At 70.5% G+C, this 20,961-nt stretch carries 20 protein-coding genes; 14 read left to right on the forward strand and 6 right to left on the reverse strand.

All coding sequences use genetic code 11. The features are described 5' to 3' along the window. From EV140_RS08510 to EV140_RS08520, 3 genes are read left to right on the forward strand one after another with little or no spacing between them, the layout of a single operon-like run. Positions 1-657, forward strand: coding sequence for a nucleotide exchange factor GrpE (locus EV140_RS08510; protein WP_130282926.1), 657 nt, complete (start codon positions 1-3; stop codon positions 655-657). A gap of 9 nt (positions 658-666) precedes the next feature. Beyond that, positions 667-1,635, forward strand: coding sequence for a DnaJ C-terminal domain-containing protein (locus tag EV140_RS08515; protein WP_130282928.1), 969 nt, complete (start codon positions 667-669; stop codon positions 1,633-1,635). 32 nt (positions 1,636-1,667) lie between these two features. Beyond that, complete coding sequence (locus tag EV140_RS08520) at positions 1,668-2,093, forward strand: heat shock protein transcriptional repressor HspR (protein WP_198674397.1); 426 nt, start codon at positions 1,668-1,670, stop codon at positions 2,091-2,093. Positions 2,094-2,151: 58 nt separating this feature from the next. Here the strand turns inward: EV140_RS08520 and EV140_RS08525 are convergent, their stop codons facing one another. Then, on the reverse strand, positions 2,152-4,224 hold the full coding sequence (locus tag EV140_RS08525; protein WP_130282930.1) for an ATP-binding protein: 2,073 nt from the start codon (positions 4,222-4,224) through the stop codon (positions 2,152-2,154). A gap of 88 nt (positions 4,225-4,312) precedes the next feature. On the opposite strand from EV140_RS08525, the gene EV140_RS08530 reads away from it, so the two are divergent. Continuing rightward, positions 4,313-5,476, forward strand: a complete 1,164-nt coding sequence (locus EV140_RS08530) for a class I SAM-dependent methyltransferase (RefSeq protein ID WP_241971378.1) — start codon at positions 4,313-4,315, stop codon at positions 5,474-5,476. Between the two features lie 9 nt (positions 5,477-5,485). Here the strand turns inward: EV140_RS08530 and EV140_RS08535 are convergent, their stop codons facing one another. Further along, the gene (locus EV140_RS08535) at positions 5,486-6,148 is read right to left on the reverse strand and encodes an NADPH-dependent F420 reductase (RefSeq protein ID WP_130282932.1); all 663 of its coding nucleotides are present in this window, start codon (positions 6,146-6,148) and stop codon (positions 5,486-5,488) included. A 48-nt stretch (positions 6,149-6,196) separates the two neighbouring features. Here EV140_RS08535 and EV140_RS08540 point away from each other — a divergent pair, with 48 nt between their 5' ends. The 10 genes from EV140_RS08540 to EV140_RS08585 all read left to right on the forward strand — a co-directional run bounded on the left by EV140_RS08540 (position 6,197) and on the right by EV140_RS08585 (position 16,967). Continuing rightward, positions 6,197-7,726: a glycosyltransferase gene (locus EV140_RS08540; RefSeq protein WP_130282934.1), complete on the forward strand. Its 1,530-nt coding sequence runs from the start codon at positions 6,197-6,199 to the stop codon at positions 7,724-7,726. A 90-nt stretch (positions 7,727-7,816) separates the two neighbouring features. Then, positions 7,817-9,979, forward strand: a complete 2,163-nt coding sequence (locus tag EV140_RS08545) for an ATP-dependent Clp protease ATP-binding subunit (protein WP_130282936.1) — start codon at positions 7,817-7,819, stop codon at positions 9,977-9,979. 50 nt (positions 9,980-10,029) lie between these two features. Beyond that, a complete protein-coding gene (locus EV140_RS08550; RefSeq protein WP_130282938.1) occupies positions 10,030-10,410 on the forward strand; it encodes a hypothetical protein in 381 nt (126 codons plus the stop codon). Next, a complete protein-coding gene (locus EV140_RS08555) occupies positions 10,407-11,402 on the forward strand; it encodes a hypothetical protein (protein WP_130282940.1) in 996 nt (331 codons plus the stop codon). Before EV140_RS08550 ends, EV140_RS08555 begins: the two co-directional genes overlap by 4 nt. Positions 11,403-11,464: 62 nt before the next feature. Further along, a complete protein-coding gene (locus EV140_RS08560) occupies positions 11,465-11,716 on the forward strand; it encodes a hypothetical protein (RefSeq protein WP_130282942.1) in 252 nt (83 codons plus the stop codon). Then, on the forward strand, positions 11,713-12,126 hold the full coding sequence (locus EV140_RS08565) for a type II toxin-antitoxin system VapC family toxin (RefSeq protein ID WP_130282944.1): 414 nt from the start codon (positions 11,713-11,715) through the stop codon (positions 12,124-12,126). Before EV140_RS08560 ends, EV140_RS08565 begins: the two co-directional genes overlap by 4 nt. A gap of 33 nt (positions 12,127-12,159) precedes the next feature. After that, positions 12,160-13,860, forward strand: coding sequence for an AlkA N-terminal domain-containing protein (locus EV140_RS08570; RefSeq protein ID WP_277871102.1), 1,701 nt, complete (start codon positions 12,160-12,162; stop codon positions 13,858-13,860). Beyond that, positions 13,857-14,402, forward strand: a complete 546-nt coding sequence (locus tag EV140_RS08575) for a methylated-DNA--[protein]-cysteine S-methyltransferase (RefSeq protein WP_130282948.1) — start codon at positions 13,857-13,859, stop codon at positions 14,400-14,402. The genes EV140_RS08570 and EV140_RS08575 overlap by 4 nt, the downstream gene beginning before the upstream one ends. Positions 14,403-14,450: 48 nt before the next feature. After that, complete coding sequence (locus EV140_RS08580) at positions 14,451-15,503, forward strand: zinc-dependent alcohol dehydrogenase family protein (RefSeq protein ID WP_130282950.1); 1,053 nt, start codon at positions 14,451-14,453, stop codon at positions 15,501-15,503. A 126-nt stretch (positions 15,504-15,629) separates the two neighbouring features. Beyond that, positions 15,630-16,967 (forward strand): hypothetical protein, encoded by a 1,338-nt coding sequence (locus tag EV140_RS08585; RefSeq protein ID WP_130282952.1) that lies wholly within the window; start codon positions 15,630-15,632, stop codon positions 16,965-16,967. A 9-nt stretch (positions 16,968-16,976) separates the two neighbouring features. Here the strand turns inward: EV140_RS08585 and EV140_RS08590 are convergent, their stop codons facing one another. From EV140_RS08590 to EV140_RS08605, 4 genes are all read right to left on the reverse strand, one after another. Beyond that, the gene (locus EV140_RS08590) at positions 16,977-17,381 is read right to left on the reverse strand and encodes a PGPGW domain-containing protein (RefSeq protein WP_241971379.1); all 405 of its coding nucleotides are present in this window, start codon (positions 17,379-17,381) and stop codon (positions 16,977-16,979) included. Positions 17,382-17,833: 452 nt separating this feature from the next. Continuing rightward, on the reverse strand, positions 17,834-18,907 hold the full coding sequence (locus EV140_RS08595; RefSeq protein WP_130282956.1) for a threonine aldolase family protein: 1,074 nt from the start codon (positions 18,905-18,907) through the stop codon (positions 17,834-17,836). A 79-nt stretch (positions 18,908-18,986) separates the two neighbouring features. Then, on the reverse strand, positions 18,987-20,078 hold the full coding sequence (locus tag EV140_RS08600) for an ABC transporter permease (protein ID WP_130282958.1): 1,092 nt from the start codon (positions 20,076-20,078) through the stop codon (positions 18,987-18,989). Continuing rightward, positions 20,078-20,959 (reverse strand): ABC transporter ATP-binding protein, encoded by an 882-nt coding sequence (locus tag EV140_RS08605; protein ID WP_130282961.1) that lies wholly within the window; start codon positions 20,957-20,959, stop codon positions 20,078-20,080. Before EV140_RS08605 ends, EV140_RS08600 begins: the two co-directional genes overlap by 1 nt. Positions 20,960-20,961 lie beyond the last annotated feature (2 nt).

The following is a 20,961-nucleotide window of genomic DNA, read 5'->3' on the forward strand; positions in this document are numbered from 1 at the left end:
ATGTCGGCCAAGAAGCGTAAGAAGGGCCGGGACGAGACTCCCGACGAGAGTGCCGATGGCGCGGCGACGAGTGAGGGTGGCGTCCCGGAGGACGTCGCCCCCCTCGCCGAAGATGGCGCGCCGACCGACGCGGAGGAGGTCGACGAGCTGATCGAGGCCGAAGACGCCGACGTTGAGGTGTCGGAGTCGGGCAACAGTCTCGACGCCGACATCGACCACATCCTCTCCGAGGCGGGGCAGGCTGAGATCGCCGAGTACCGCGACCGCGCCGCGCGCGCGGAGGCGGAGCTCGCAAACTTCCGCACCCGCGTCGAGCGCGACCGCGCGGCGAACCGCGAGGCCGTGATCGCCGAGGTGATTCGCACATTGCTGCCCGCGATCGACGACCTCGACCGCGCTGCGCAGCACGGCGACCTCGAGGGCAGTCCGCTCGAACTGGTCGCGCAGAAGCTACGCACCAGTTTCGAGAAGTATGGGCTGCGTAAGGTCGGCGAGGTCGGCGAGGTGTTCGACCCGAATTTCCACGAGGCGATCGTGCAGCTGCCGAAGCCCGACGTGACCGCCAACGAAGTGGGCGACGTGATTGAGGTCGGCTACGCGTTGAACGACCGGCTGATCCGGCCCGCGAAGGTGGCGGTCTTCACCCCCGAGAGCTAGGAGGCGTTCGTGGCCAGTAACGACTGGTTCGAGAAGGACTTCTACGCAACCCTCGGGGTGCAGAAGAACGTCAGTGACGCCGAGCTGAAGAAGGTCTACCGCAAGCTCGCGCGGCAGTACCACCCCGACTCCAATCAGGGAGACGCGGCCGCCGAGGCGCGCTTCAAGTCGATCAGCGAGGCCTATGCCGTGCTGAGCGACCCGCAGCAGCGCGCCGAGTACGACCAGCTGCGCGCGATGGGCTCGGGTGCCCGCTTCACGGCGGGCGGCTCCCCGGGCGGCTTCGAGGACGTCTTCGGCGGGATGTTCGGCGGGCCCTCCCGAGGACGGCCCGCCGCTGGCGGCTTCGACGACATCTTCGGCGGCCTCTTCGGCGGCGGTCAGGGGTTCTCTGGCGGTGCCGGCGCGGGCTTCCGCGGTGGGCCTCAGAAGGGACGAGACCAGACGGCCGAGGTAAGCCTCGAGTTCATGACGGCGGTGTCGGGTGACACGGTGCAGCTCGAACGTCAGAGCGGCCGACCCCTCACGGTGAAGATCCCCGCGGGCGTTGCTGACGGTCAGAAGATCCGATTGAAGGGCAAGGGCGAGCCGAGCCTCACGGGAGGCGAGCCGGGCGATCTGGTGCTGACCGTCAAGGTGCGCCCGCATCCGGTCTTCACGCGCGACGGGCTGAACCTGCGCCTTGACGTGCCAGTCACGTTCGTCGAGGCCGCGCTCGGCGCCACGATCGAGGTGCCGACGCTGGGTGGCGAGCCGGTGCGGCTCAAGGTCGCGCCGGGCACCCCCAGCGGCCGGGTGCTGCGGGTCAAGGGGCGTGGTGTCTCGAGCGCGAAGGGCACGGGCGACCTGCTTGCCACCCTGCAGGTCGCGGTGCCGTCGCACCTAAGCGCCGAAGCACAAAAGAAGCTCGAAGCCTTCGCCAAGACCCTGCCCGACGAGAACCCCCGTGACGACCTCCTGCTGAAGGCGCGCGGCTAGATCTGGCGCCAACGACCCGCGAGGAGGCGAGAATGAGCACCGTGGACGAGAACACCCCGATGTTCGCGATCGGATTTGCGGCCGAGCTCGCCGGCATGCATCCGCAGACGCTCAGGCAATACGACCGGCTCGGCCTTGTTTCGCCCACCCGCACGGCGGGGCAGAGTCGCCGCTACTCGATGCGCGACGTCGTGCAGCTGCGCGAGATCGCGCGGCTCAGCTCGGAGGGCCTGAACCTCGAGGGAATCCGTCGCATCCTCGAGCTCGAGAACGAGGTCCAGGCGTTGCGCGGTCGCGTCCGTGAGCTCGAGACGGCGCTCGCCGACGAACTGCTGAAGAGCCCGGGCCGGCGCGTTTTTGCCGCCGGCGCGGAGGGCGAGGTCGTGTCGATCAAGGCGGGCACGCGCATCCAGAAAGCGAACCAGCTGGTCATCTGGCGACCGTTCCGACGCGGCTAGGGCGTGTGCCCGCCCGCTCTACCCAGCCGGCTCAGCAGCGGCACCGTGGATTAGCCCGTTATCGGAAGGTGCTCGCCTCCGTCGCGACCCGCACGTCGGGTTCTGCCGCATCGTGCTTCGTCGTCAGCGGGAGTTCGACCGTGAAGCGCGTTCCGCCGAGCGGGGAATCGTCGATCGTCACCTGCCCGCCGGCGGACTCGACGAGCGCCTTGACGATGGGCAGACCGAGGCCCGTGCCGGGCATCGCCAGCTTCGACTCGTCGGATGCGCGGAAGAATCGATCAAAGACACGATCGCGGTCGGCCTCTTCGATTCCCACGCCAGAATCATCGACCGTGACGACCCCCCGGTGACCCGCCACTCGTGTCTCGACACGCACTGTGCCCCCCGCGGGAGTGAACTTGATCGCATTGGACAAGAGGTTGGTCAGCACTCGTCCGAGGCTGAGACGTTCCATGCCGACCGGGCGATCGCCCAGGCCGGTGCTCACCTGGATGGCGATGCCCGAGCGCTCTGCCGTGCGCCGCTGTTCGTCGATCGTGTCGATCACGACGGGGTCGAGTTCGCTCACGCCGACGCTGCGGTGCGTTTCCGGGTCGGCCAGCCGACCCAACTCGAGCAGCTGTTCGACCGTCTCGGCCAAGCGGTGCGAGTTGCGCAGGATGATCTGCGCGGCCTGCTTGGTCTCGGCAGGGCCCGTGTCGTCGATCTCCTCCGCGAAGCCCAGGATGCTGGTGATCGGGGTGCGCAGTTCGTGGCTGACGGCGGAGACGAAGGCATCCTTCTGGCGGGCGAGCTCGCGCAACTCGACGGTCACGGCGTGTTCGCGTTCGAGCGTGCGCGCCAGCGCATCGCGGGCCGCAATCGTGTCGGTGATCTCCACCAGCTGCACGCCGACGGCCGTGTCCCCGTCGTCGGCGGCCGACGTGGCGCCGGCGAGGCTGGCGAACACCTGGAAGCTGCGCCCGTTCTCGAGAGTGACCTCCTGCGTCAGGTCGTTTTCGGGGTGCTTCAGCCAGCGCTCGAGGAGATCCTCGAGCCAGTTGTCGGTGCTCATGCGGTACCCGACGTCGTTCGCTTCGACGATCGTGAGCCGTCCGTCGGCCGAGCGGCGCAGGACGAGGAAACCCACCTGTGCTCCGATGAAGCCTCCGCGAAGGAGTGCCGTGCGCCGCTCCCGATCGACGATCAGGGCCTCGCGTTCACTGCGTCCAACAGCGAGGAAGATCGTCGTGATGGCCGCGCAGATCATGAAGAGCTGCACGAGCTCGCCCGCGTCGTCGATGCCGTTCATGTCTCGGTACGGCCCGCCCAGCGCGATGTTGAGGCTGGGAATGAGAAGCGCAATGGCGGCGAGTTGAGCGACCACGTACAGCGGCCGGAATCGTGCCGCCGCCCACGCGAGCAGGGGGAAAAGGGTGAAGAGCATGGGCACGGGCAGTACCGGGGAGAAGATCACGGCGGCGAGGGCAAGCGTCACCGTGAACTGAGTGATCCCCTCCGCGATGCGGCCAGGCTTGACCATGAGTGGCCGTCGAGAGAACGGCACGAGCGCGATGGGTGCCATCAGCAGCAGCGCCGAGAGGTGCGAGAGGAACAGGGCCAGCCCCGTTCCCACCGGCTCGTCTCCACCCATCGTGAGGTGGATGAGGCCGCCCAGCAGTGCCACGCTGAGTGCGCCGGCGATCGCCGCGAGGAAGAACTGTCCGAGACCTCGGACGTTGTCGAGGCGTGCGTGCTCGCCGTGCCGACCGACGATCAGCACGACGATGAGCGCCTCCAGCACGAGCAGTATCGGTGTTGCGATGCTGAACTCGACGGCTCGCCCGACGACGAGGTTGGCGAGCAGACCGGTCGCCGCGATGACGGCGAACGGTATCCAGATGGGTCCGCGAAACAGCAGGACGAGCAACACGCCGGTGCCGGCCGCGGGCCACCAGATTGCCGCGGTGTCCCCCGGCGGGGTGTAGATCAGTGCGACGACACCGAGTCCGAGGGTGAGCAGGCTGAGGCCGATGGCGACGCCGAGGTGCACGCTCCGGCGCGCGGTGCGAATGCGCTGCGCCGGGTGCGGCGCCGAGTATTGCGGGCCCGCCTCACGGTCGGGGCTCGCCGACCGATCGTGCCTCATGGCGAGAATGTACCCCCGCGCCGCCCCATTTCCCTAGCGCGACGCCGCCCCCCGTTCGATGGTCGACCCTCCCGACTAGCGTTAACGCGTGGGGGTTTCTGTGGGCGATTCCGTGGCGGCGCGGCTCGACGCGACACTGACCGCTCTGCGGCCGCACGCCGATGCGCGCGCGGCGGGGCTCCGCGCGTGGGATGCCGCCGACCGCTACCTGCTCGACACGCTAGCCGGCGCGCACCCCGAGCTACTGGCCGAGCTCGCGGGCGCCGCGGATGCCCGCGTTGCGGTGATCGACGACGCGCACGGTGCCATCGTGGCCGGGCTGTCCGTTCTCGGCGTGCAGCGTGCATCCATTCATCACGATTCGGTCGTCGCAGCGCGCGCGACCGCCGACAACGCTCGGGATGCCCGCCTCCCGATCACCCTCGACGCGCACCCTCTCGAGGCGGTCGCGCGGGATGCCCGCCTCATCCTGCTGCGCCTGCCCCGGTCGCTCGACAGGCTGGACGCGATCGCCCGCGCGATCGCGCCGGTCGCCCACCCCGGCGCCGTGCTTCTCGCCGGCAACATGGTCAAGCACATGACGCCGCGCCAGAACGAGGTGCTGGGTGCCGCGTTTGGGCGAGTCGACGTGTCGCTGGCGCGCGGCAAGGCGCGACTGCTGACGGCACACGAGCCGCGCGCGGACATCGCCGCCGCCGTGCCCATGCGTAGCCACGACGATGAGTCGGGGTTGGAGGTCGTGGCCGTGCCGGGGACGTTTGCCGGCGCGAGTGTCGACATCGGCACGCGTGCCCTGCTTCACGCGCTGGGCGACCTGCCCGCGGCGCGCGTTGCGCTCGACCTCGCGTGCGGCTCGGGCGTGCTGGCGGCGACGCTCGCCCAGCGCCTGCCCGCGGCGCACGTCATCGCGACCGACGTGTCAGCAGCCGCCGTCGAGAGCGCGCGCCTCACCGCTTCGGCCAACGGGGTCGCGGTCGAGGTGCGGCACGATGACGGAGCCTCGAGCCTCGCCGACGGCAGCGTCGACCTCGTGCTGCTCAACCCGCCGTTTCACGTCGGCGGCGCCGTGCACACCGGCATCGCTCACCGGCTCATCGCCGAGGCGGCGCGGGTGCTGCGTCCGGGCGGCGAGCTGCGCTGCGTCTGGAACTCGTCGCTGCAGTACCGGCCCGTGCTCGAGCAGGTGGTCGGGCCGACGCGTCAGCTGTCGCGCACCCGCAAGTTCACGGTCACCGCATCAACGCGACGCTGACCACGCGCCCTACATGTCGCGGTAGCGCTTCGCCTCCGCGAGCTTCGCCCGCAGTTCGTCCGCGGTGAAGCGCGGCCCGTAGCCGGGGGTGTCACGCTGGATGCGCCAGCTGTCGGCGAGCGTTCCGCCGTCGACGGCGTCGAAGCCGATCGCGTCGATCAGCTGCGCGACGCGCTGCTTCGCCGCCTCATCGTCGGCGTGCACGGTGAGGGCGCGGCGACCGTCGGTGCCGGCGGGTTGCGCGTGGTCGGTGATCTCGCGCGCCGGAATGTGGGTGAAGGCCTTCACGAAGGTGCCGCCCGGGAACTGTTCCGCGACCCACTCGACGGTGGTTGTCGTCTCGTCGTCGAGCGGCGGGATCTGCCCGTCGCGCTGCGGGTAGTAGTTGCCCGTGTCAATGACGGTGCGCCCGGCGAACAGGTCGCGCGGCAGATCCGGCACCTTGCCTAGTGGAATGGTCAGCACCACGAGGTCGCCGGCCGCGGCCGCCTCAGCGACGGTCGCTGCCGTGAGCGTGCCAGCACGGGGGCTGTCGGCGATCTCGGTGACGAGGCCCGCGAGCGACGCGGGGCCGCGCGAGTTCGCGATCACCACGTTGTGCCCGAGCGCGGTGAACGCGCGGGCGAGTTGCGAGCCGATGTTTCCCGATCCGATGATGCCGATAGTCGTCATGGGAGGAGTCAACAGCGTCAGGCTGTGCGCATTCCCTAGGCTGACCGGGTGCACTCGGACCCGGTCTGCCTCATCATCACGAGCCGCCTGCGTCCCGGCCTGGACGGCGGATACACGGTCGCGACGATGCGACGCGCCCAGCTACTCGCCGCGGCGGGCCACCCGGTCGTGCTCGCGACGGTCGACCTGCACCCCGACTACGCGCCGTTCGCCGACGAGTTTCGCCGCCTCGGCCTCGCCGACTCCCAGACGGTCATGCGCAACCTGCTCGAGGAGGTCCGCAGCCGCCCCGCGATCCTCCGCGACGCCGCCGACCCCGAGGTCGCCCCGACGATCGACGAGTCGGCCGGCACCCACCGCGAGGCGTTCGAGCTCGACGCCAGCGGCGTGCCCTGGCGCCAGGTGGTGCGCGACCCCGTAGGCGCCGTCGTCTTCACTGACTTCTTCGACGCCGACGGCGTTCCGCTGTTCCGGCTGCCGTTCGTCGCGGCGCCCGACTGGTGGCGCACCGAGGCGGTGATCGACGTGCTGACCGCGGGGCTCACCCCGACGGGCGGCGCCGGAACGGTGCCCGCCCGCGTCGGCGGACTCGCCGGCTTCGGCGCGCTCTACCGCGCCTGGTGGCGGGCCGTCGTCGACGACCAGCGGGCTCTCCACCCGGATGCGTGGCTCGTCGCAATCGCGGAGGCCCGGCAGGTCGGCGAACACTGGCACGGCACCGGTGGCGTGCCGCTCGTGCACACCGTGCACAACGCGCACACGACGCCGCCGCACGACTGGGACAGCCCGATGGACGTCACGTGGAGCGGGTGGCTGGACACTCTGCCTCAGTACGACGCTGTCGTGTGGTTGACCGAACGCCAGCGCGAGGAGGTCGCCCGACGACGCGAGGCCGACGCCACCAGCACCACGCCTGCCGCGGACGACGCCCCCGGCTACGTCATCCCGCACCCGGCCGAGCCGCCCGCCGACGTCGTCGCCGACCCCTCCACGGTCGCCGGCGCCGCTCACCGTGATCTCGACCGCGCCGTCATGGTGACAAGGCTCGCCCCGCAGAAGCGCCTCGACCACGCGATCCGCGCGTGGCGCCTGGTCGTCGACGCTCGCCCGACCGCACGGCTCGACATCTACGGCGACGGTCCGCTCCGCGCCGACCTCCAGGCCCTGATCGCCGAGCTCGACCTCGGCGACGCGGTGACCCTGCACGGTCACACCCCCGACGCCCCCGAACAGTCCCGCACGGCAGCGCTCTTGCTGCTGACGAGCGTCTACGAGGGCCAGTCGCTCGCCATCACGGAGGCGATGGCGCGAGGATGCCCCGCCGTCTCCTATGACATCGCCTACGGCCCCGGAGAGCTCATCACCGACGGCGAGACGGGCCGCCTGGTCCCCGCGGGCGACATCGCGGCGCTCGCCGACGCGGTTCTCGGGACGCTCGGAAACGCGACCGAGATTGACCGGCTGTCACGCGCATCCCTCGACTGGGCGCTCGCGAACGGGCCCGAGAGGGCCCTGGCGCGCTGGGAGCAGCTGTTCGCCGATCTCGCAGGGCGAACACCGCGCGCGCTTTCCTCCTAGCGCGCTCACAGCCGCACGCGTAAACTTGAGTCAGCGCGACTCAAGATTTGCGCGCAACGGGTACTACCGGTCAGGAAAGGTCAGTCGCACATGGCGAATATGCAGGGCGCGCCGTCGACGAACGGCGACCAGAAATCGGCGCTCGAACAGTACGGCGTCAACCTCACGGCGATCGCGAGCGCCGGAAAGCTCGACCCCGTCATCGGCCGCGACGCTGAGATTCGTCGCGTCAGCCAGGTGCTGAGTCGACGCACCAAGAACAACCCCGTACTCATCGGCGAACCCGGCGTCGGCAAGACGGCCGTCGTCGAGGGCCTCGCCCAGCGCATCGTCGCGGGCGATGTGCCCGACTCGCTGAAAGACAAGCAACTCGTCTCGCTCGACCTGGCCGCGCTGGTTGCCGGTGCGAAGTACCGTGGCGAGTTCGAAGAGCGATTGAAGGCCGTGCTGAAAGAGATCGACGAGTCCGACGGCCGCGTCATCACGTTCATCGACGAGCTGCACACGCTCATGGGCGCGGGCGGCGGCGAGGGTTCTGTCGCGGCGGCGAACATGCTGAAGCCGATGCTCGCCCGCGGCGAGTTGCGGCTCATTGGTGCCACGACGCTCAACGAGTACCGCGAATACATCGAGAAGGACGCCGCGCTCGAGCGCCGCTTCCAGCAGGTGTTCGTCGGAGAGCCGAGCGTCGAAGACACGGTGGCGATCCTGCGCGGCCTCAAGGAACGCTACGAGGCGCACCACAAGGTGGCGATCGCCGACAGTGCCCTCGTGGCCGCTGCCAGCCTGTCGAACCGCTACATCACGAGCCGTCAGCTGCCCGACAAGGCGATCGACCTTGTCGACGAGGCCGCCAGCCGGCTGAAGATGGAGATCGAGTCGAGCCCCGTCGAGCTCGACGAGCTGAAGCGCGCTGTGACGCGCCTCGAGATCGAAGAGCTCGCTCTGAAAAAGGAGAAGGACGAGGCGTCGAAGGCGCGACTCGAGGCGCTGCGCGCCGAACTCGCCGACAAGAGCGCCCAGCGCGACGAGCTGGAGCGCGCGTGGGCGGCCGAGAAGCTCGCACTGAACGCGGTCGGAGACCTGAAGGAGCGCCTCAACAACGCCCGCATCCAGCTCGACCTCGCCATCCGCGACGGGCGCTACGAGGAGGCCTCCCGCCTCGAGCACGAGACGATCAAGAAGATCGAAAAGCAGCTCAGTGACGCCGAACACATCGAGCAGCGCCCGCGCATGGTCAACGACCAGGTGACCGACGAGGACATCGCGAGCGTCGTTGCCGCGTGGACGGGCATCCCCGTCGACAAGCTGACGCAGGGCGAGACCGAGAAGCTGCTGAACCTCGAGGCCGAGCTCGGCAAGCGCATCATCGGGCAGAAGGATGCGGTCGTCGCCGTCAGCGAGGCGGTGCGGCGCACGCGCGCCGGCATCTCCGACCCCGACCGGCCCACCGGCTCCTTCCTGTTCCTCGGGCCCACCGGCGTCGGCAAGACGGAGCTCGCGAAGGCGCTCGCCGACTACCTCTTCGACGACGAGAAGGCGATGGTGCGCATCGACATGAGCGAGTACGGCGAGAAGTTCGCCGTGTCGCGGCTCATCGGTGCCCCTCCCGGCTACGTCGGCTACGAGCAGGGCGGGCAGCTGACGGAGGCCGTGCGGCGCCGGCCGTACTCGGTGATCCTGCTCGACGAGGTCGAGAAGGCCCACCCCGAGGTGTTCGACCTGCTGTTGCAGGTGCTCGACGACGGGCGACTCACCGATGGGCAGGGGCGCACCGTCGACTTCCGCAACACAATTCTGATTCTGACCTCGAACCTCGGCTCGCAGGCACTGATCGACCCGTCGCTCGACTGGGATACGAAGGTGGCGGCCGTGAACGACATGGTGCGCCAGGCGTTCAAGCCCGAGTTCGTGAACCGCCTCGACGACATCGTCGTCTTTTCGACGCTGTCGACCGACGACCTCGGCCAGATCGTGTCGCTGCAGATCGACCGCCTCGAGCGCCGGCTCGCGGACCGTCGCCTGCAGCTCGCCGTCACGCCGGATGCGCGTGCCTGGCTCGCCGAGCGCGGCTACGACCCGATCTACGGCGCGCGTCCGCTGCGCCGGCTCATGCAGCACGAGATCGACGACCGGCTCGCGCGGGCGATCCTGTCCAACGAGATCACCGACGGGGACGTTGTGCGCGTGCACGTCGACGTCGACAGTGACGCGCTGACTGTCGACCGCATGGAGGACGTGCCGACGCCATAGGGGTGGATGCGCGGGCGCGCTCCCCGAGCATCCTTCGATAGCGTCGACGGGTGGATGCTCGTCCGTCGCTGCGCACGCTCTTTCGTGGCGCGCGGGGTCGGCTGCTCGCCGCGTTGCTCGTTACCGAGTTCGCCGCGGGAGTGTCGGGCATCAGTTACGCCGCCGTGTTGCCTGTCGCGTCGATCGAGTTGGGCGGGCTCGCGCAGTACGGCGTTGCCGTGGCGATCGCCGGCGTCGTCGGTATCGCGATGATGCCGGTGGGCGCCTATCTATACGCGCGAATCGGACCGCAGGCGCAGCTGTGGATTGCCACCGCGGTGTTCCTCGGGGGCGTGGCGCTGACGGCTCCGACGATGGCGGTACTCATCGCGGGCCTCGCCGTGCGGGGCTCGCGGCGGGGCTACTCGCCGGTCTCGGCATCGGCGTCTTGAGCACCGTGTACACGGAGGCGGCTGAGCGCGAGCGGGCGTTCGGCTTGTTCGCGCTGATGTGGGTTGTGCCTTCGCTCGTCGGGCCCGCCGTGACGTCTATCGCGCTCGTCCTCGCCGATTGGCGCGTCGCTCTCGCCTGGCCGGCGGTGGTGCTGCTGATCGGCCGCGTCCTCGTTTCGCGCGCTCTGCGCGCACTCGACATCGGGCGAGCGGAGGCGCCCGCAACGGTGCGGGGCGTTGGCTGGTTCGCGGGAGTTGCCCTGGGGCTGGGTGCCGCGCTCGTTCTTCTCGGACTCGACGCGCTGCCACCCGTGGGAACGGCCGTCATCGTGACCGGGCTCGTCGTTGCGCTGGCGTTTCCGCGCGCACTAACCGCGGTCGTGCCGCAGAATCGGCGGCTCCGGGCGGGTGCCGTCGCATTCGCGCTCGTGTGTGCCAGCTACTTCGGAATCACTGCGATTCTTCCCCTCGTCGCGGCGGTTGCCGTCGACCCGTCCGGTGTCGTGGGGGCCGTCCTTGTCGCTGTCGCGCCGTTGGGGTGGGCGCTGCTCAGCGCGGGCGGAGTCGGCGCCCGACTATCGACCCGGGGCGCGTATCACGTGAGCGCGTCCGCGTTCCCGATCGCGACCTTAGCTATTGCGCTCGCGGTGACCGTCGTGGAGCCGGGAGGCCGTTTCCCCGCCATCGCCACGCCGGGGGTGGCGTCGCTCGCCGCGGGTGTCGCGATGGGCCTCGTGTATCCGAAGGTCTTGGCCGACGCGTTCACCGACTTCCATGAGCATCCGGGCGAAAGCCGCGCCCACGGCGGGGTGGCGATGGAACTCGGTGAGGGCGTGGGAACCGCCGCGGGGTCCATCGTCGTCGCCGGTATTGGCGGGGTCGTTGTGGCTTCGTTTGGCGGAGGCGAGCTAGCACTGTTCATGGTCGTCGTCGGTGCGGTGATCGCCGTCATGTTCGGTGCTGCGCGACGAAACCCGACCTGGAGCGGCTAACATGACGGCGCCCGAAGTGCATGCGAACATGCATGCGAAAAAAAATGTAGGTTCGCTATCATGTGAGCATGGTGGCCTTGCAAATTCGAAATGTCTCCGACGACACACGTGATGCTCTCGCGCGTGAGGCGAAGCGCCGGAACAGGTCGCTTCAGGAACTGCTTCTGGAGGTCGTGGAGCGCGAAGCAGCGTACGCGCGCCGACGCGAGTGGCTCGACGAGCGGCGTTCTCACTCGGGCCGGCAGCGGCCGGCGGTCGGGCTTGACCTCATTGTCGAGATGATCCAGCAAGGCCGAGCGGCCCGCGGCGGGTGATCGTCCTCGACGCGTCCGTGCTCGTTACCGTCCTCGTCGACGACGACGCGACCTCGACCGATGTGGCATTGCAGCGTATGAGGGACGACCTGCACTGGGTGGTCCCCGAGCACGCCATCATCGAGACGGTTCATGCTCTGCGTGGACTGATGCTGGTGGGAAAGATCTCACATCGGCAACTCGACGAGCACACTCAGACCCTCGTCGATTGGGCACTCGACGCGTGGCCAACCATTCCATTGTTGTCACGCGTGCTCGAATTGGCTCACAACGTATCCGCCTACGACGCCGCATACATCGCGCTGGCAGAGGAGCTCGGCGCGCCTCTGATGACGGCTGACGGGCGGCTCGCCCGCGTTCCTGGTGTGCGCTGCCCGGTCGTGACGATCGCCGTGTCCGATTCCCGCTAGACGCAGGTCAGGATGCGCGATGGAATGGTGCGCGTGACCCCGACAAGCGCTTCCACGTCGCGCACGGCGCGCCGCCCGCGCGCGGACGCGACGGGCGCAAATTGGCGCCCCGGGCATCCCGGATTCGCCGAGCGCTACCGGGCGATCGCCTCGCGCGACGCCCGCTTCGACGGGCAGTTTGTGACCGCTGTCGCCTCGACCGGCATCTACTGCCGACCGTCGTGCCCGGCCCGAACGCCCCGTGAGACGGGGGTCGCGTTCTACGTGACCTCGGCCGCCGCCCACGAGGCCGGCTACCGAGCCTGCAAGCGGTGCCTGCCGGAGGCGACGCCGGGCAGCCCCGAGTGGGACTGGCGCGGTGACGTGGCCGGCCGCGCGATGCGGCTCATCGGTGACGGCGTCATCGACCGCGAGGGCGTCGCGGGGCTCGCCGCCCGGCTCGGTTATAGCCCGCGCCACCTGACGCGCCTACTGACTGCCGAGCTCGGAGCAGGCCCGCTCGCTGTGGCCAGGGCCCGCCGCGCACAACTCGCCCGTGCCCTCATCGTGGGAACGCCCCTGCCGCTCGCCGACGTGGCCTTCGCCGCCGGATTCGGCTCGGTGCGGCAGTTCACCGACACGGTGCGCGAGGTCTTCGCGGTCACGCCGAGCGAGTTGCGCGCACGCGCGCAGCGGCCCGCGCACGCGCTCCCCGGCGATACCGACGCGGCACCAGAGACCCCGCTCGTCGGCGTGAGCCTCGCCCTGCCCGTACGCCAGCCGTACGACGCCCCGGGCATGTTCGGCTACCTCTCTGCTCGCGCCATCGCCGGCGTCGAACGCGCCGACCTCGACCCGGCAGCGGGGCGCCTGCGGTTCGCGCGCACGGTGATGCTGCCGCACGGGCCGGCCGTCATCGACGTGACGGCGACGCGTGCGGCGGGCGGCAGCGATGCCGCAGCGCCCAGCAGCCTCTGGACCCTCACCCTCCGCCTCGCGCTCACCTCGCTCGCCGACGTGCCCGTCGGCGTCGCCCGAACGCGGCGGATGCTCGACCTCGACTCCGACCCGCTCGCCGTCGACGAGGCGCTCGCCGGCGACCCCCGCCTCGCGCCGCTCGTGGCCACCACGCCGGGCATCCGCGTGCCGGGCACCGCGGATCCGCCCGAGCTGCTTGTGCGCACCATCGTCGGCCAGCAAATCTCGGTTGCCGCGGCGCGCACCCACCTCGGGCGCCTCGCGGCGGCGGCTGGCGAGCCCGTCGACACGGGAGTGCCTGGGCTCGACCGACTCTTCCCGACGGCTGACGCGATCGCCGCCACGCTCGCCGACCAGGATTCCGCGAACCCTGACCGCCCGCTGCGGCTCCCGGCTCGCCAGGTCGATACCGTGGCGCGGGTCGCGCGGTTCATCGCCGACGGCGAGCTCACCCTCGACGTGGGTGACGACCCGCAGGAGCTGGCCGCACGGCTCGAAGACCTTCCCGGCCTCGGACCCTGGACGGCCACCTACGTCGCGATGCGCGTCACGGGCACCCCCGACGCCTGGATCCCCGGCGACGTCGCCCTGCTTGCCGGTGCCCGCGCGGCCGATGTCGTCCCCGCCGACCTCCCGCGCCCCGCCGCGTTCCGCCAGCTCGCCGCCGCGTCCGACGCCTGGGCACCGTGGCGGTCGTACGCCGCCGCGCACCTGTGGCGGGCCGCCCTCGAGGGCGTGCCCGCGCATCCCGAACCACCCCGAAAGGACACCCCATGACCGCCAGCCAGACCGCCGGCCGCACTGCCGCCAGCCGCACTGCCGCCGCCCGCACTGTCGCGACCCCGGACGGCCCGTTCACGGTCATCGCCGACGAGGATGCGGTGCTCGCCTCCGGCTGGACGGCCGACGTCGCCGAGTTCATCCCGCTCATCCACCGCACCATCCGCCCGGCGGCCGACGAGCTGACGGGAAGCTCGCCCGCGCTCGAGTCCGCGCTCGTCGCGGTCGAGCGGTTCTACGCCGGCGACAGCACGGCGCCCGACGCGGTGCCCGTTCGCCAGCGCTCCGGCGAGTTCCTGGAAGCGACGTGGCGCGTCATGCGCGGCATCCGCCCGGGCCGGCCCGTCACCTACGCCGAACTGGCGGCGCTCGCCGGACGCCCCGCCGCGACTCGGCCGGCGGCGGCGGCCTGCGCGATGAACGCCGCCGCGCTCTTCGTGCCCTGCCACCGGGTGCTGCGCACGGGGGGCGGGCTCGGAGGCTTCCGCTACGGGCTCGCCATCAAGCAGAGCCTGCTCGACCGCGAGGCAGGCGCGTGATGGCGCGCATCCAGTAAGCGTTCACTCCGCGTCGATACCGTTCCCACCATGCTTGCCACGGTCATCCACGCTGCCCGCGACATTCGCCTCGAGGAGGCGCCCGATCCGCGGCTCAGCGGCACGGGCCGCGACGCGATCGTGCGCGTCGTCGCCGCCTGCATCTGCGGCAGCGACCTGTGGCCGTACCGCGGCGTGGTTGACACCGATGAGCCGCACCGCATCGGCCACGAGTTCGTCGGCGTCGTCGAACAGGTCGGCGATGCCGTCACGCGCGTGCGCCGCGGAGATTTCGTCATCGCGCCGTTCTACGACTGCGACATGACGTGCGCCCACTGCCAGAACGGGGTGAGCCCGTCGTGCCAGAACGGCAACTGGTGGGGCCGCGACGACCGCGACGGCCACCTCGCCGACGGCGCGCAGGGCGAGTTCGTGCGCGTGCCGACCGCCGACGGCAGTCTCACGGTCGTGCCCGGCCCCGTCGACGACGCCATGGTGCCGCACCTGCTCGCCCTCAGCGACGTCATGGGGACGGGCTGGCACGCGGCCGTCTCGGCGGGCGTCTCGCCCGGGTCGACGGCGGTCGTCGTCGGCGACGGCGCGGTCGGCCTGTGCGGCGTCATCGCCGCCCGGCAGCTCGGCGCGGCCCGCATCATCGCCATGTCGCGCCACGCCGACCGGCAGGCCCTCGCCCGCGCGTTCGGGGCGACCGCCGTCGTCGCCGAGCGCGGCGACGACGGCATCGCGGCGATCATGGCGCTCACCGACGGGGTCGGCGCCGACGCCGTGCTCGAGTGCGTCGGCACGGCCGAGTCGATGGACCAGGCCATCCGCGCCGCCCGCCCGGGCGGCCGCGTGGGCTACGTCGGGGTGCCGCACGGCGGCGCCGAGCTGCCGATCCGGTCGCTGTTCTCGCGCAACGTGGGCGTCGCCGGGGGCATCGCCCCCGTGCGCAATTACGTGGATGCACTCCTCCCGCTCGTGCTCGACGGCACGATCCAGCCCGGTCGCGTCTTCGACCGTGAGGTGCCGCTCGCAGACGTCGCCGAGGGCTACCGACTGATGGATGAGCGCGAGGCAATCAAGGTGCTGCTGCGTCCGTAGCCGTATGGTCGGGTCTCGCCGGGCCGCTGTCAACCCCGTGGCGGCCTGTGGCGGACACGTCTACGGTGGTGAGCCGTTTTCCCTCACGCGAGGGAGATCGCCGTCCGTAACCGCGTGAGGAGACCCATGCCCCGCCAGCACCGCCCATCCGTCATTGCCGCACCCGTCGCCCTCGCCGCCTCGGCCGTTCTGCTGGCTGGTTGTACGGGCGAGCTTCAGGGGCCCGGCGCCGACGGCTCGTGGTACGCAGCGGACCAGCCCTACGCTGGTCAACTCGAGATCGAGGGGTTCGCCCTGGCCGACCCGATCAACCAGGCTCGGCACGATCGGGCCGTCGAGGCGCTGGGAACGGCCGTCGAGGTCAGCGTTTCCGCGGGGGCGGTGGACGCTCGCAGCTACGCGTCGGCCGCTGAGGCGGGCGATGCGCCCGACCTCATCTACGCGGACCGCGCCGACATCGGGTACCTCGCAGCGCGCGGCGCGATCATGCCGCTCGACCGCTGCATCCAGGAGGCGCCAGTCAATCTCGGACAGTACAGCCCGGCGGCGCTCGCTCAGGTCACGCTCGAGGAGCGCATCTTCGCCCTCCCCGACACGTCGACCGTGCCGCTGCTCGTCACGACGAGCGCGACCACGGGTACGGAGCGCGGCGGTGCCCTCGTCGAGTCGGTTGGGGCTGACCCGCGTGAGTGGCGCGTCATCCAGCTGTGGGCGGCGGCCGAGGGCACGCCCCTCGTGACTCCGGATGGCCGCACCGCCACCTTCGACGACCCGCGCATCGTGGCGGCGCTCGACGGCTGGGCCGAGCCGTCCGCGGAAACGACCCTCGTCGAGTCGGCCGAGCTGTCGACGGGCGTTACCGGCGGCAGTGACGAGCCCGACGTCGAGCCGCAGTTCGGCCCCGTGGTCGATGGCGCGGGCGAACCGATTGCGGTACTGAAAGGGTACGGGTGGGCGATCCCCGTCGCCGGGGCGAACCCCGCGACCGCGTGCGGCTATGTGCGCGCCGTGACCGAATCGGAGACGTGGATCGACGCCGTCACTTCCCGCGCCGCCACGCCGGATTCCGCCGACGCCGCCACCGACGCCGAGACCGACGCCGGCACCGAGCAGGACGCAGATGCCACGGGCTCCGCTGACCTCGCTCCGCTCGAAGTCGCAGGACTGCTGACGGCCAATGCAACGGCCGACGCCGAACTGCGCGGGTGGGTGACCGACACCGACGACGCGAGTGCGGCAACGCTGCGTGCCGCTGTCGACGAGGCGTATGCGGCGGCCGTTCTCCCCACCGTCACGCCCGCCGACGTCTCACTCAAGCGCATCTGGAGCGACGCCGTCGACGCCGTGCGATCGGGCGAGCTCTCGGCGGCGGAGGCGCTCGCCGAGGCGCAGCTCGACGCGCAGAACGCCCTCGACCGCGGATGGGCGAACCTGGCGCAGGCGCTGGACTCGCGAACGCCGTAGGCGGGTTCGCTAGGCGCGTGCGGCACGGAACGGGCGTTGCGCGCGCGCCGCGCGACGAGCATCCCGTCGTCGGGTAGCCGCCGCGGCGGCCGCCTTGGCGGCACGAACGGCGTGGTCGTTGAGCTTCTTCGCCTTCTCGCTCTCGGTGCCGAGAATCGCGAGGCCCCCCAGGGCAACGAGGGTGCCCGGGCCGGGAAGCGGCATAAGCACGATGCCGAGGCCGACAGTGGTGCCGCCGACGACCTTCACGCCGGTGCGGTAGACCCTGTCGAGCCCGGGGCGCCGCCGAATCGCCTCGCGGGCCGCCGCAGCCCGCCCGCGAACCGGGCCGGTGCGGCGTGCCTCGTCGGCGCGCTCATACCCGGGGTCGCCGGGCTGCAGAACGCGCTGCTGGCCGGGTGATTCAGTGCTCACCCGGCCAGTGTGCGTCGCAACGCTTGGGAAGCGCTGACGCTCTGATTCGTGTCTGCAGAGCGACACAGCTCTGCTCAGCAGCAGAGTCCGCCGCCGCAGCAGCCGTCGAGATCCGACATCGTGCACCCCCCTTACATCGATTGTCATCGATGAATGCGTCGATCATTATGCACAACATCGATGAATGTCAATGTCTGCGCGCGCGTGGTGATTGGCGCGGCGATCCCGACAGTCGATCAACGAGAGACCGCCGCACAATCGGCACACAGGACTGTCGCCTCAACCCGGTGGACTGGTGGACACGCCGGTCAGCCAGACCGACACGCCGGTCTCGTCGATCACCACCGGGGCGATGCGACACCTGCCCGGGCGCATACCTGCCCGGGCGCACTCCTGCCCGGGCGCACTCCTGCCCCGGCCCACTCCGGTCGCGGGCGGCAGCGACTGACCCGCTAGCGCGTCAGCTCGTGGTGCACGACGCGCAAGAAGGCGTCGATGTCGTCGGCGCTCGTGTCGAAGGCGCACATCCAGCGCACCTCGCCGCGGGCGCGATCCCAGTCGTAGAAGCGGAACTTCTCCCGGATGCGGTCGGCGACCGCGTTGTCGAGCAGCGCGAACACGGCGTTCGCCTGCGTGTCCTGACTGAAGCCCAGCGAGCCGGCCGGCACCTCGCCGCTCGCCACCATCCGCTCGAGCCCCTGGCGCAGGCGCGCCGCCATGGCGTTCGCGTGCCGAGCCGAGCGCAGCCCGAGCTCGTCGTCGAAGAGCGTCAGCAGCTGCGCCGAGATGAAGCGCATCTTGCTCGCCAGCTGCATGTTCATCTTGCGCAGGTAGGTGAGGCCGGGCGCGCGCTCGGGGTCGATCACGACGATCGCTTCCGCGCCGAGCAGGCCGTTCTTCGTGCCGCCGAGCGAGAGCACGTCGACCCCCGCCTCCGACGTGAACGCCGACAGCGACGCGCCGAGCGACGCTGCCGCGTTCCACACGCGGGCGCCGTCGAGGTGCAGAGCCATGCCGTTCGCGTGGGCGTGGTCGGCGATGGCGCGCACCTCGTCGGGTGTGTAGACGGTGCCCACCTCGGTTGAGTTCGTGATGCTCACGGCGAGCGGCTGCGCCCGGTGCTCGTCGCCCCAGCCCCAGGCTTCTGTGTCGATCAGTTCGGGGGTGAGCTTGCCGTTGTCGGTCGGCACGGTGAACAGCTTCAGGCCGCTGACCCGCTCGGGCGCCCCGCCCTCGTCGGTGTGGATGTGCGCGACCCCGCTCGCGATGACGGCGCCCCACCTCGGCATGAGCGCCGTGAGCGCGAGCACGTTCGCGCCCGTGCCGTTGAACACCGGGTACACCTCGGCCTGCTCGCCGAACTCGGCGCGCACCACCTCGAGCAGCCGAGCCGTGTAGTCGTCTTCGCCGTAGGCGATCTGGTGGCCCTCGTTCGCGTCGGCGAGGGCGGCGAGCACCTCGGGGTGCACCCCCGCGTAGTTGTCGCTGGCGAATCCTCGGCGGGCGGTGTCATGCAGTCGGCTCACGCGCCCATTCTCGCACCCGGATGCACGGGGCGCGCCGTCCCCGACGGCTCTGCCCCGCGCATCCGTGCGCCCCGAAGCTTCACCCCTTCAGCGCCTCGCCGAGCTTCACCCGCGAGCCCGTGCGCAGGAGCGAGTTGCGATAGATGCGCGCGCCGAGCGCCACGATGACCACCGTCGACACGGCGAGTACCACGAGCGACAGGATCGGCTCCCACCAGGCGGCCTGGTCGAGGAAGATCCGCATGGGCATTCCGACCGGAGCCGAGAACGGCACGTAGGACATGATCGTCAGCACGAGGGCGTTGTCGAACAGGAAGATGACGAGGAAGTACGGAATCATCACGAGGTACGTGACCGGCGTGAGCACCGAGCCGACGTCTTCCATGCGCGACACGAGCGAGGCGCTCGCCGCGTACATGGCCGCGAGCAGCACGAAGCCGATCGCAAAGAACCCGAGGAACCAGCCGACCGCGGGCCCGAGGTCGGTCACAAGGACGTCTTGCCCGGTCAGCACGAGGCCGAGCGCCGCGAGCGCCGCGATGGCGATGATCTGTCCGAAGGCGAGTATCGAGTTGCCGACCACCTTCCCCGCGAGCAGCGCCCTGGCCGAAATCGACGACAGCAGAATCTCGACGATGCGAGTCTGCTTCTCCTCCACCACGCTCTGCGCGATCGTGCCGCCGAAGGTGACGGCCGAGAGGAAGAAGACGATGCCGAAGCCGAAGGCGACGAGGTAGAGCAGGCCGAAGGGCAGCCCCGGCTCTTCCAACAGGCGCACCTCCGGCGCGATGGACAGTGCGGTGACAAGGCCACCGGGAGCCTCGTCGAAGCCGATGACCTCGAAGGGGACAGCCGAGTCGCCGTCGAGCGGTACGACGGCCGCGTCGACCTCCTCGTCGCGAACGAGCTGCTCGGCCTCGGCGATCGTCGCGGCCTCGACGACCTCGACGCCCGGCAGCGTCTCGAGCTCGGCGATGGCGGCGCCGACTCCGGCGATGGGCGCCGTCGAGTCGGCGTTCGCGCGCGAGATGAACCCGCTGATGAGGATCGACCCGAGCACGATCGCGAACAGGATGAGCGTCGAGATCACGAACGACTTCGACCGCAGGCGCTGCGTAATCTCGCGCCCGGCGACAAGGAAGACGGACTCGCGGAAACTGGTGGTGTTCATCACTGCACGACCTCTCGGAAGATCTCGGTCAGGGTGGGGCGGCGGCGTCCGAAGAGGTGCACGGCGTCGCTCGCGGTGGCGCGCTGCAGCACGGCTTGAGCGGCCGACGGGTCGGCGTCGAAGACGACGTGGTCACCGTCGAACTCGATGACCTCCACGCCGGTCGCGGTGCGCACCCAGCCGAGGTCGCCGTCGACGGTGAGCTCCCAGCGCGAGCCGGCGTTCCGCTCGCGCAGCTCCTCTCGACTGCCGGCGGCGAGGATGCGGCCGCCGCCAATCACGACGATGTCGTCGCAGAGCCGCTCGACAACATCCAGTTGGTGGCTCGAGAAGAGCACGGGGGCCCCGCGCGCGGCGAACTCGCTGAGAACGCCGAGGACCGTTTCGACGGCCATGGGGTCGAGGCCCGAGAAGGGCTCGTCGAGCACGAGTACTTCGGGGTCGTGCACGAGGGCGGCGGCGATTTGCGCGCGCTGCTGGTTGCCGAGCGACAGCTTCTCGATCGGGTCGTTGCGCCGCTCGGTGAGTTCGAGCCGGTCGATCAACTCGTCGGCGCGCTCGGCCGCCTCACCGGCGCGCATGCCGCGCAGCCGTGCGAGGTAGACGAGCTGCTCGTGCACCCGCATCTTCGGGTAGAGCCCGCGCTCTTCCGGCATGTAGCCGAAGCGTCGCCGTCCGTCGACGCCGAGCGGCGACCCGTCGAGTCGCACCTCGCCGGCATCAGCCCCGAGCACCCCCAGGATGATGCGCATCGTCGTCGTCTTGCCTGCGCCGTTGCCACCGACGAAGCCGGTCAACCGACCACCGCCGACGGTGAAGCTGACGTCGTCAACCGCCGTGCGGTCGCCGTAGCGCTTGGTCACACCCTCGATCTGAAGCATGC

Source organism: Microcella alkaliphila, assembly GCF_004216855.1.
Taxonomy (GTDB): Bacteria; Actinomycetota; Actinomycetes; order Actinomycetales; family Microbacteriaceae; genus Microcella; species Microcella alkaliphila.

Bases quoted from the DNA above. Each gene is read 5' to 3' on its own strand.
- EV140_RS08575 (WP_130282948.1), top strand. From the start codon at position 13,857: ATGACCGCCAGCCAGACCGCCGGCCGCACTGCCGCCAGCCGCACTGCC.
- EV140_RS08605 (WP_130282961.1), bottom strand. From the start codon at position 20,959: ATGCTTCAGATCGAGGGTGTGACCAAGCGCTACGGCGACCGCACGGCG.
- EV140_RS08510 (WP_130282926.1), top strand. From the start codon at position 1: ATGTCGGCCAAGAAGCGTAAGAAGGGCCGGGACGAGACTCCCGACGAG.
- EV140_RS08580 (WP_130282950.1), top strand. From the start codon at position 14,451: ATGCTTGCCACGGTCATCCACGCTGCCCGCGACATTCGCCTCGAGGAG.
- EV140_RS08520 (WP_198674397.1), top strand. From the start codon at position 1,668: ATGAGCACCGTGGACGAGAACACCCCGATGTTCGCGATCGGATTTGCG.
- EV140_RS08545 (WP_130282936.1), top strand. From the start codon at position 7,817: ATGGCGAATATGCAGGGCGCGCCGTCGACGAACGGCGACCAGAAATCG.
- EV140_RS08600 (WP_130282958.1), bottom strand. From the start codon at position 20,078: ATGAACACCACCAGTTTCCGCGAGTCCGTCTTCCTTGTCGCCGGGCGC.
- EV140_RS08535 (WP_130282932.1), bottom strand. From the start codon at position 6,148: ATGACGACTATCGGCATCATCGGATCGGGAAACATCGGCTCGCAACTC.
- EV140_RS08585 (WP_130282952.1), top strand. From the start codon at position 15,630: ATGCCCCGCCAGCACCGCCCATCCGTCATTGCCGCACCCGTCGCCCTC.
- EV140_RS08525 (WP_130282930.1), bottom strand. From the start codon at position 4,224: ATGAGGCACGATCGGTCGGCGAGCCCCGACCGTGAGGCGGGCCCGCAA.